The organism is Gimesia aquarii (assembly GCF_007748175.1).
Taxonomy (GTDB): Bacteria; Planctomycetota; Planctomycetia; order Planctomycetales; family Planctomycetaceae; genus Gimesia; species Gimesia aquarii_A.
On the sequence record NZ_CP037422.1, the window covers coordinates 2,974,145 to 2,986,262 of the forward strand.

General features: G+C 49.2%; 6 protein-coding genes. 1 reads left to right on the top strand and 5 read right to left on the bottom strand.

All coding sequences use genetic code 11. The features are described from left to right. Positions 1-9 precede the first annotated feature (9 nt). Positions 10-5,130: a PVC-type heme-binding CxxCH protein gene (locus V202x_RS11625; protein ID WP_197993349.1), complete on the bottom strand. Its 5,121-nt coding sequence runs from the start codon at positions 5,128-5,130 to the stop codon at positions 10-12. Between the two features lie 214 nt (positions 5,131-5,344). Further along, positions 5,345-6,667: a DUF1501 domain-containing protein gene (locus tag V202x_RS11630; protein ID WP_145174623.1), complete on the bottom strand. Its 1,323-nt coding sequence runs from the start codon at positions 6,665-6,667 to the stop codon at positions 5,345-5,347. Positions 6,668-7,128: 461 nt separating this feature from the next. Here V202x_RS11630 and V202x_RS11635 point away from each other — a divergent pair, with 461 nt between their 5' ends. After that, positions 7,129-7,455, top strand: a complete 327-nt coding sequence (locus tag V202x_RS11635) for a hypothetical protein (protein WP_145174626.1) — start codon at positions 7,129-7,131, stop codon at positions 7,453-7,455. A gap of 41 nt (positions 7,456-7,496) precedes the next feature. Here the strand turns inward: V202x_RS11635 and V202x_RS11640 are convergent, their stop codons facing one another. The 3 genes from V202x_RS11640 to V202x_RS11650 form a co-directional block, all read right to left on the bottom strand. Beyond that, positions 7,497-7,985 (bottom strand): transposase, encoded by a 489-nt coding sequence (locus V202x_RS11640; RefSeq protein WP_145174628.1) that lies wholly within the window; start codon positions 7,983-7,985, stop codon positions 7,497-7,499. Between the two features lie 278 nt (positions 7,986-8,263). Next, complete coding sequence (locus V202x_RS11645; protein ID WP_145174630.1) at positions 8,264-9,370, bottom strand: DUF4268 domain-containing protein; 1,107 nt, start codon at positions 9,368-9,370, stop codon at positions 8,264-8,266. 68 nt (positions 9,371-9,438) lie between these two features. After that, the gene (locus tag V202x_RS11650; RefSeq protein WP_145174632.1) at positions 9,439-10,317 is read right to left on the bottom strand and encodes a GIY-YIG nuclease family protein; all 879 of its coding nucleotides are present in this window, start codon (positions 10,315-10,317) and stop codon (positions 9,439-9,441) included. Positions 10,318-12,118: the final 1,801 nt, after the last annotated feature.

The window sequence follows — 12,118 nt, forward strand, 5'->3', positions numbered from 1 at the left end:
TGATTATGATTAATGATGATGATGGAATGCTGCGTCTTTTGCGTTTCCACCTGAGAGTACATATGCAAGCAGGTCGAGGATTTGCTCTTTATCCAACGTATTGAGCAGGGCAGCCGGCATAATGGAGACGGGTGAGGAACGTTGAAATTCGATCGAACTCTTCGGAACCTTCTGCTCTTTCACTTGTGGCGGTCCCGTTACAAGCGTCAACGATGATTCATCTTCAGAAACGACGTTCCCGTTGAGACTCCGTCCATCTTCCAAGAGGAGCAGTACTGTTCTGTACTTTTCTTCAATTTTGCGAGAGGGCTCAAGAATTTCTGCCAGGATTGCTTTGGCGTTATTCTTATGCTTCTTCACAACTTCATCGAGGTTAGGACCAATGGAAAGATTCTTGCCAAGGATGACGCTGTCCTTGTTCAATTTGTGGCATTGTGCGCAAGCAAGTTTTGTGAAAAGTTCCTTCCCCCTCGAAAAATTCCGATGTTGTCCGACACGTTTCAAATCTGTTTCCAGGTCAGCCATTTTCCATGGGGTAATTTTAGTAACCTGTTCCGGATTTTTAGCAAGAAACTCTTTGAGGTTATTGGTGACATACATGGTGCCACGCATCATCATGTGGTGACCAGGAAACGAGCAGATGTAAGGGTACGCACCTTCTTTCGTCGGAGCGACGAACTCAATGACTTCTTCCTGACCATGGTCGACGAGCTTGCTGGCCCAGAGAATTTCTTTGCTCTCTGGAACAAAACCGACCGAAAACCCGCTGGCCCCCAAAGCAATCGCCTTCAAGCCAACTTCGTCAGCCTTACCCGGATTGACCAGCATGATGTTGTGCGGCATATAATCCGGATTGGCAAACGTGAGTTTTATCTTCTTACCAGGCTTCACGGTGAGTTTCGGCACGTCGTACCGCATGCGTTCACGGACAGTTCCGATGCGAATTGTCGTGAGTTCAGGTGTATCACTGAGGATGCCTGACTTTTGTGTCGCCGCTTCCTCCGATTCCGCAATCACACCGCCACGCATGGTGCTTTCGACGTTAAACCACAAATGCTTCACCGTGTTTGCGGCAACGCGCGCATGTGGCTCGGGAGACTTTAAAAGTAATCCCAGTAATTCCAGATTCCGATCGTTGTGTTGCTGATGCAACCAGAGCGCTTCGAGTAAGTGATGTGCATCTTCTTTTTTGTTCGGATCAAACTGCTTGATCCACTCTTTCGTGGCGGCGAGCACGGCGTCTGAATCGCGTTCACTCAATTCGACACGGGTGCGATGGCGAATGCCATCGATGGGTGATTTCAGATTGTCGAGTAACGCGGCTATCGGCTGTCCGTCAATGGCGACCGGTTTTTGCAGAGGACGCCCCTTGGCAGTCATTCTGTAAATGCGGCCATGCTTATGGTCGCGGTTAGGATCGCGCACATTGTGTTGCATGTGGCCGATGATCACATTGTGCCAGTCGCAGAAATACAGCGAGCCATCGGGAGCAAAAATCGCATCAGCGGGACGGAAATTCTTGTCCCCGCTCATCATCAGCCCTTTTGATTTGTCCTCCGTTTTGGAACCATCGGCATTGAGCCGCATGACCGTCAAGTCATCACCGGCAGGCTCGCCCCATACGGTCCCTTCCTTGGCATTTCGTACCAGGTCATAGTGCTTAATGCCCAGAAAGCCAATCACGTTACAGATCAGGAAGTCACCTTGCATTGACTCAGGGAAGTGGGCACTGCTGACCACTTCACTGGCTGTTACAGGCCGCACTTCTTTCTTCAACAGTTCGTGCATTTTGAACCCGGACTTTTCCGGACGGACCTGATACGCGCGGCCGCCGGTACCGTCGGTCGCGTAGTGATAGCCCCAGTAGTCAAACGAAATGCCATGCGGATTCGGTGAATTGACCGCATGCATCGAAATGGTGAACCGCCGCGGATCGAAACGATACATGGCCGATTCAGCGGCCTGCAAAGAAGGTCCCCAGGGATGCTCGTGATTATGCACCATGAAAACACCGCTCTGCCAGTAGATCGCACCATCGGGTCCATAGATCAAATTATTCGCTGCGTGATGGGTATCAGAAGAGTCGAGGCCTTGCAGCATCACGGTGCGAACATCGGCCACATCGTCGCCATCGGTATCTTTCAGGAACACAAGTTCCGGCGCGGAAGCAACCAGCACACCGCCATTCCAAAATTCAAATCCCAGCGGATTCTGAATTCGGGCAAACTCGGTCACGCGATCCGCTTTACCATCGTTATTGTCATCATGCACAATCAGCAATGCATCGTCCATCTCTTTCAGAGGTTCCCACTTGGGGTACGTCGGCCAAACCGCGGCCCACAGACGGCCCTTGGTATCGAACTGCATTTGTACCGGATTGATCAACTCAGGAAACTGTTTTTCATCGGCGAACAGGCTGACCTCGAACCCATCTGCGACAGCCATATGCTTGATGCCTTCTTCTCCACTGATGTAGTTCAGGTTTCCCTCTTTAATCGCACTGGAACTCTTACTGCCTCCACCCACATTCGAGATCACCTTAACCGGCTGCGGTACATTGCTATCATCGACTTCGAAGTCCTGACCTTTGGCGACTGCCCAGACACGGGCATCACGGTTCATGGTCATCACGTCCAACATCGACAGCTCGTGCTGCAACACCTCGGCATTGGTCTGATCGTTCGTAAATTTCAGAATAGACCGCCCGCCCCAGACATCATTGCCATCACGAGCGCGATAACGGTTATTCCACTTATAATTTTTATCCAATATAGCCAAACGCAGGGGCTCCATCGTATGCGACGCAGTCACCTGATGACCAGACAGTGCAGAGGAGATGACTTCAGCCAGCTGCTTGTTACCTTCCTCAGTCAAATGGACCCCGTTGATTGTCAGAGGCGTGCTCGATTCTTTATACATCTGGAGAGAAGGGTGGAACAGGTCAACATATGCCACACCCGCTTTTCGGGCTGCGGCTGCGGTGGCTTTAGTGTAGGCCGCAAGTTGTACATTATGCGCCTTGCCGTCAGGCACGTTTTTGTTTCCGGTGTCTTCATGGGCAATCGGACTGAACAACACAATCCGGGGGAACGATTTCCCGTTTGCCTTGGAACCACGGGTCTTTTTGACAAAATCGATGAGTTTTCTCTGATACTCGCCCGCCTTTTTCACACCTTCAAATGATTCGTTGTAGCCGAAGAATGCGAAGACGACGTCCGCTTTCACATGCCGTAAGTATTCGGTGATCGTAGCGGCACCTTTGCTGCGCGGGAACGAATCCACACGATCGCCGCTCGCGCTCATGTTTCGAAAACGTACCTGCTTACCTTGCAGCTCACTCTGCAACAGCGTTTCCAGCCATCCGTCATGCTGCATCCGATCAGGTAGTCCATTGCCGACAATCGCAACGACGTCACCTTTCTGAAAAGCAAAGGGAATCGGATCACGGTAGTTAGCCGGCACGTCAAAAAGTGTCGGGTCAGCGGCCTGACTGTATGACTTCGAACCGACGGACTTCGAAGTCGACTTATAAGGGACACCCGGTTTTCCGTTGAAGGTCAGATAATTCTTCTTTCCACGGTTCTTGACGTCGATCTCCATAGTAAAGGGAGCGGCCACTTTCGTCAGCCGGAACACCGGTTTGCGATTCGCATCCAACAGCGTCAGCGTGAAATCTTCCAGTCGGCCTTCAAATCCACTACGGTTCCAGATACCCACCTTTTCCACGTCGACAGCCCGACCGAGATCAACTTCCCACCAGGGATTCCTGGTTCCCGCATTGGCAGTATGAGTCTGTCCCCCTTTACCCCAATCAGAGCTTTTATTGCCATCCAGCGCCTTGGCGGCGACTCCTGGTCCCATTGTGCTCGACTGCGTCGCCTTGCCGTCCTTCGCGATATTTTTTCCACCGCTGATCACTTCGACTTCCGCCAGCGTTAGAATCCGTTTATTGCCCGGTAGTTCAATGCGAACAAATTGCGCCGGCTTACCAGTCACAAGTTTTGCCTTTGAATTTTGTTTCTTGTTTGCCTTCGAGGCGTTCTTCTTTCGAGAGGATTTCTTTTTGGAGTCCGTTCTTTTGGTATTGTGGTTGGCAGGAATCGGGCTCGTATAGCCGGCATACGCTTCCGGTTTTATACCATGTGCGTAAGTCCCGAAGCCAAATGTATTGGGCTCAAACGGCCCGACAAAAGCAACGTTCGCATCCGCTTTAATCGCGTCTTCCATTCCCAACGCCCAGAAACACGCGTTGACCAGCATTCGGCGGTAGCCCTCATTCAACAGATCTTCAGGCGTTCCATACAATGTTGTAAATACGCGTCCTTTCTTACCCGATTTGGACGTATATGTTCGCGTCCACTCCGAAGGCATCGGCGGCTTTGTCTTGTCGGCAGGAGAATCCGGCTTCATACCGTTGAGAGGCTGAGCCATGGTTAATACTTCACCATCGGTGGGCTTGCCGACATAACCGCCCGCCTGCACCCAGATGTCTTTCACACCACGCAAAATCGGATGTGTCTGCTTGCCGTCAATGATTGTGATGCGTGTACTCTGCTTATGGTTGGTTCCATAGTGACCCACCCAGGTCTGCCCCAGCACCTGATGTCCAAAACCCTTCTCGTAGTCCTTGTCTTTACTGTTATAAGAATATTCCGAAAAGGGAGCACTGGCAGGCATATTGAACGCGTGCGTCGCGGTCCGCATGCCAACCACCGGACCACCTCGATTGAGGTAATCATCGAAATGCTGCATCTGTTCTTTGGGTAGATTCTGAAACCGTAGAAACACAACCGCAAGGTCCGCCGTCTTGAGCGCTTCCATGCCAGGAATATTGGAGTTGCCTGCTACGATTTCGCCCGTTTTCGGATCAATATTAAACAGCACAGTGCACTTGAAACCGTGATGCTTCGCCAAAATTCGCGCGAGTGCGGGCAGCGATTCCTCAGAGCGGTATTCATGATCGCCTGCGAGGAAAACAATATGTTTTCCCTTACCCACTCCCTCAGTCCCTTCATAAACCAGTGGTGCTGCGCTGGCGAAGTTTGCAATAAGTAGTGATAAGCACAGAGAAGCGGTCCAACAGGCGGATTTCATTGAAGAGTCTGCAATGAGGCTGAGATATTGTTTCATTGTTCGAGCATAATCCGTAAAAAAGAGCGAGGTGTATCGGTGTGTAAGTTGTGTAGATACTACCAGTTTAGTTACGCACCAGGGCAGAAGCTAGGGTTTCGCTTCCGATCCGCCAAAAAAGAAGGGCATTCAGAAAAGCAGGCTAGAAGGAAAGCGATTAAGAACGGAAACGATTGTTCTCTCAGAAACCGAACCGATGGGATGACACCACGTTTCAGATCAATTCGGTAATCAAATCCCGGCGCTCCAGAATATACCGGGGCCTGCCGCTATGATCCGGGAACGTTGCGGCTGGGTCGATGCCCAGATGGCGATACAGCATCGCCAGCACATTTTCGGGACGATAGGGGGCGTCTGCCGGCGTGCCACCTTTATCATCAGAAGCGCCAATCACCTGACCGGTTTTGATTCCGCCACCCGCCAGGGCAACGCTCATCACACGCCCCCAATGGTCACGTCCGGCATTCTTATTGAATTTCGGTGTCCGGCCAAATTCGCCCATGGCAACCACCATCACTTTTTTGTCGAGACCACGTTCATGCAGGTCTTCCACGAGTGCCGCAAACGCACGGTCATAAGGCACGCCTTTTTCCCGCATGCGTTTGACCAGATCGCGATGATCGTCCCAACTGGGACCGGTCACGCGCACGGAAGCCACCGTCACGCCATGCTCCACCAAGCGGCGTGCGAGCAAAATATTCTGGCCAAAAGCGGTCATACCGTAGCGTTCGCGCGTGTTCTGATCTTCCTGTGACAGATCGAAAGCTTTGCGGGCTGCATCACCTGCCACCATCTCGAAGGCTTCCTTTGTGTATTGATCAATGGCATCGCCGACGCCTTTATTGTCAATAATTTCGCGAGTGGCATCGAAGCCCTTTAGCAATGACTGGCGATCCCGCATGCGCTCTGCAGTCAGACCACGTAACAGAGTCAGGTTGGGGACCTCAAAGTTTTTGGCATCCGCATCACGGGCGGTGATGAAGGGATTAAAACCCTTACCCAACCAGGCGGCACGACCATAACGCATATCGCGTGGCAAAGAGACATACGCGGGAATTCCCTCTGCATTACTGCCACGGACTCGGGAGGTAATACAGCCGATACTCGGCATCTCGTTTTCTCTGTTTTGACGATCGCGCAGGTAATATCCGGTTTGGGTCAAGTGGCTGCTCGTGCTATGGCTGCCGGAATCGTGATGAATCGAACGGATAATCGCCATTTTATCGAGTACCCGCGCCTGCGCTTCCATGAACTCGCTGAACTGCACACCAGGGACTGCTGTGTTGATGGGACTAAGCGGCCCCCGATAATCGGAAGGCGCATTCGGCTTGGGATCATAGGTTTCATGCTGAGTCGGCCCACCAGCCAGTTCCAGAAAAATGATCGCCGTATCCTGCTTGGAATGTCCCCGTTCCGCAGCGTGTGCTTTCAGACGAAGAATGTCGGGGAGAGAAAGGCCCATCAAGCCGGTCAAACCCGCTTTCACAACGGACCGTCGTGAGATACCATCGCAAAATTCGGTAGTGCGTCGAGACATTCCTGCTCCTTTCCCAGGTGAGAGTGGCGGGATTGATGCGGGGTCAGCAATCATTGCCTGAAGGTGGGACCATTACACATCGACATTCAACAATATATCTAAATCGGCACCACACATCAACACTTGTTAATGTATCTAGGCAAAATTCCCGAGATTTGGGACGGTTCCAGACCACGTAGGGGTCGACCCAAGTGTCGACCCACCGTTCGACATCCCCACCATTTCACACCCACATCGACACTACATAAAACCATCCGCACACCTCAATACAAACACATCAACCCTGCGGGCTGACACATGGGTCAGCCCCTACAATTATCACCAATGCGATACAAAAACGTAGGGGTCGACCCGTGTGTCGACCCGCCATTCGGCATCCCCACCATTTCACACCCACATCGACACCACATAAAACCATCCGCACACCTCAATACAAACACATCAACCCTGCGGGCTGACACATGGGTCAGCCCCTACAATTATCATCAATGCGATACAAAAACGTAGGGGTCGACCCAAGTGTCGACCCGCCGCGCGATATCACCACCGATTCACACTCACATCGGCACTACATAAAACCATCCGCATGCCTCAATACAAACACATCAAACCCGCGGGCTGACACATGGGTCAGCCCCGACATTAATCACCAATACGTTACAAAAAACGTAGGGGTCGACCCATGGGTCGACCCGCCGCGCGACATCCCTACCGATTCACACTCACGTTGGCATCACGCAAAATCATTCCTACACCCCAACACAAAACACATCAACCTCACGGGCTGACACGTGGGTCAGCCCCTACAAATCACGTATAATATTTGTCTTTACCCCAATTTTGGGGGGTTGGTTTTGATGTACTCTGCGATCTCGTAATACGCCTCTTCGTCGCGGATGATGTGCTCATAATAATTTCGTTGCCATAAACGTTTGGAAAACCGCGGCCAACCGTTTTGTTTTACTCCTCGTATATACTCATTCATCGACATCGTTTTAAACCATTGCACGGCTTTTGCGACTGTCGGCGAGTCGTCGTCACCAACATCAGTTTTGTCTCTGCGACTAATCTCAACAATACCATGCAAGTGGTTCGGCATCACAACAAACTCATGCAAGGTCATATCCGGAAATTTTTCTTCCACCTTACCCCACCATTTTTGAACCATCTCTCCTGCGCTATTAAGATTCATTACTCCATCTTGAATCTCACCAAACAAAGACAAGGAATTCTGCGTACAAATCGTCAGGAAATAAAAACCCGCCTGCGAATAGTCATACCTCGGCAACCGAATCATCTTCCGCCGCGCCAAATTCATAACAATCCCTCCGTAGGGGTCGACCCATGTGTCGACCCGCCGTTCGACATCCTCACCGATTCACACCCACATCGGCACCACGTGAAACCATCCGCACGCCACAACACAAACATGTCAACCCCGTGGGCTGACACGTGGGTCAGCCCTAAATTGATCATCAATGCGTTACAAAAAACGTAGGTGTCGACCCGCCGCGCGATATCCCCACCGATTCACACCCTCAACGGCACCACATAAAACCGTCCGTACGCCTCAACACAAACACCTCAACCCCGCCGTTATCCCCCCGATTTGAGCTGCGCAACATACGGGCTCAACGCCTTATCAAACTGAATCATTGCGTCGACCAGTTTTTCAATCGTCTGTGGCCATTCCGTTTCGTCATCTCGATAGCCACCTTCAATTTCGAGCTTGATCCGGCTAGCCCGATTATTATCCAGGCGTCTCCAGTCTACAGGCTCACCAACGACAGATTCAATCTGCTCCTTATGCGAAAATAATGCGTCAAATATCTGCTTGTTTTCATTCTGACTGCCGACACCACGATCGATATATAAATCAATAAAAGAAGTATGCTGAGTGATCTTATAATGATATCTTAGCCCTGCCATCCCGGCTCCCGTTCCAATCTCATACCGATCAGTTGGTGCTATATTTGCATGCAGGTCCGTTTTGGAATGCGCATACTCCAACAACCTCGTCCAGAAGCGTTTACGGATCGTATACCGCTCAGCCCGGTCTTTGCGTTCCTGGCGTTCTTTTTCCCGAATCTGCACAGTATATGTGGACGCCTCGGGCAGGGGAACAATCTGTTGCACATCTACCAGGATCTTCTCTCCATATCGGTACGGCTTCATCCGCATACAGCGGATATCTAGATCTCGATCATTCAGCCAGAGGACAGCTGTTGTCAGTTCCTTGGAAAATTCGGCTGACGCCAGAATGATCCGCACATCCTGGGCAAAGCGGTCTTCATCCGGTTCACTCCAGTCAAGATGTTCCAGCAATGCTTCATGGGCGTCACTCTCTTTACCGATTTTTTTGAGATAGCCAGAGAAAACTTCCACAGCGCGATCAAACGTCATTGCGGAAACCATCGCCGCATAGCGGATCGCCTGCAGCTCCATATGCCCGCCATCTTCGGTCCGCTTGAGTTCAATCACCACCAAGTTGGCAGCCTTGTCAACACCCAAAAGATCAATCCGTCGACTCCCTTCGGTCCATTCCCCAAATTCCTCAGCAATCACCAGTGTATCCGGCGAGATGACATCTACCTGTATTCGCAACAACCGTTGCAGATCATGCCGCTCCTTCACTCCCACCTTGGCATATGACGTCTCGGTAAGCTCTTGCAGTGAATCTGCAGTAATCTCATATATTGCCATATCTGTTCTCTTTTCAGCTATTGAGCCTGATACAATGCGGCTTTAATCTTCTAGTTCGAAGTGCTGCGTCAGGCGTTCGATTGTTCTTCTTCAGCTTGATTTGGTGCGCGTTTCACTTCGTGTAATGTTTTCCCTTCTTTATTTTTCCATTCGACCCAGCCGTTAGCGTTGCGGCCCAGAATAACTTGCGCTGCGCCACTAGGAGTTTCAAATTGAAAATCTTGTACAAATATAAATTGGCCTGACTCTGTTTCTTTCAAAATTTGGCTTTCTGTTAATCTTCCGCGCAAGTTAGAAACAGTAGAGCTGGCAGATCCTGATATTTGCTGTCGGCATAATGAGTCTTTACTGACAAGAAATCCATCTTCATTTAATGTACCTGTAGCCTGAGCTTCAGGACCCTGACAATAAAACCAGTCCGTATCTGCAACTGGGCGTGCTGGGTCGAATAACGGATAACCCAGAGCCGTCAGTAAAATCCCTAATGTTTCAAACGCATCGAGCAGGTCTGCCTGCATCGGCTCTGTCACAAAAGGTTCTCTTGGGTTCTGCTCATTATCAAGCAGAAAGCGGTCTACTTCTTTAGCGCGTTGGATACAGTACCATTCCAACCATCGAATGTGTGCAGGGGTAAAAGCTTGTGTTTTGGAAATCCCCAAAACCGCCGTTTTCCAGAATTCTTTTTCATTGCTATGACTGTCTAGTCGTTTTTTGACATCTTCTGTTTGACCAATGTAGACAATGGGTTTGACCTGATCTTCTACTTCGCCGAAGAGAAAATAGACTGCGATCTGTTCTAGTTCAGGTCGTTTCTTGGCACCACCTAATTCACTTTGTGGAATCAACACTGTCTGTACTGTGCGCGTCGTCAATTCGGCAATCCGAATCCCGCGAGGTTCTCCATTCGGTAAATAGATTTGAATTGTGCGTCCCAGTTGTTCAGACATGTTGTTTCTCACTTTTAACCAGCGTTTAAAACATCAGCGGTCATTGAATTGGACAGGTTATCGGCGTTGGCACTTGCGTTTGTATATCCCAGCCGGCACTGACCAGGGAAGGAGTAATGAAAATTGAGCAAATATCGCGTTCGCTGAGTGATTTTTTATTGATTGTCATAGCTGCTGTTTCTGAAGAGGGGATGTATGCCTTTTGGGAGCACTAACCCTAAACCCTAAGTATTTAACAGCATATCCTGATCAAGAGTTTGACGAAAGAGAAAAGGGATAAGAATGTCAACCATGGCAACATGAACACAGCACTAATTCTGATTTGTTGTTCGATCTGCCCGGGACCAAAGCATACGGTATAGTAATGAATTAGTAGTTCAATCACATCGGATCTAACCGTTTTCACATCGTGAATACTTTGGAGAACATTAACAAGATTCAGTGGTGCCTGATGTTCATTGGAGGGTGGCTGGTTGCAGTCGTGTATAATGTGAGGGCACAGCTTCTTTGGATGGATCTTTCCTAGTTGAAGGATCTACTGTTATTGGAGCGTGTGATTTAAGTTCTATGCCAGCGTAGTTTTCTAATTTAAAATGTGAACTGTGATTATGGTTTGTTGGATTTTGGTTGACTCAGCATGTCTCTTGATTGCATCACGATCTTGGAATTCACTTATGCGCCTTAATGTCTCGGATATGGTAAAACGACACGTTAAAAAGCTCTGTTTTTGTTGAAAATGATCCGAAACGGGGTCCTCCATACTGCACACCCTGAAGTGGTTTTGGTAAAGGTCTCTGAAATTCGTCTGTTTCCAGGGGTTTTTATAGTGCTGAGAAGTGCAGGGGGGCAGAACTTCACCGGCGAAATTTCACTGCCTCGCGCGCGCGACGCAGAAATTAAGAGTTTCGAAAACGGGAGTCCCCCGTCAAGACGAAGATCGACACTTTTTTGGAAGGGAGGAGGGCAGATGAGCCCTGTGATCACATGCGGATCACTGAAGAAATACGCCCGGGTGGATTCGAACCACTGACCTACGGATTCGAAGTCTGGGCTAATGATTTCTACCAAATATCTACCACATTCTAACCACACAGAACGAGTTGTTTTATACACTTTGTTGTACTTCGTACTCAAGGTGTCAAATGCGTTTGATAAGTATTCGGATGCGGGTTTAGGTACCATTTTTGGTACCTGTCGGATAATCCTTCCCCAAGCATAAGTCTCCAAAAGAAATCAAACACAGTAACAGGTTGAAAGTTCAGTCAAAAACGTGGGAATCAGCCTTTCAACAAAAACAAAACACAGTGTCCAAAAGAGCTCATGTGCAGCGCACCAAGCTTATCCTTGATATCAAATACTCCAAGGTACTTGTTACATCCTCAACGACTCTAATTTCTATTGGCTGGAACCACCTGCACCGAGGGAGAATCTTACTCGCTGAAAATCAATGCCTTTCACAATACAGCAAATAAGATTGGTCATACGAAATTCCTTAATCAGTTCACTCAAAATCTCAGTGACTAAACTCAGTCAACCTTTGTTAACCCTCATTTTATTATTTTATTAATGTCAGAGAAAAAATGAAATTTGTATAGAACTGTAAGAGTCCACGAGGTATTCTCCTCCTTAAGCCTGCCACACGTACATTTATTCATATAAATTTCGATTCATTGATTCATATGAAATGAATGTCAATTCCCTAGATCTCTTAACTCTTAAAAGCCATTTTTTATTCAGTTGTCATTAGCATCAATTGAACACAGTCATTGAAAGCAATTAATCACAATAGAAGGAGTTTACT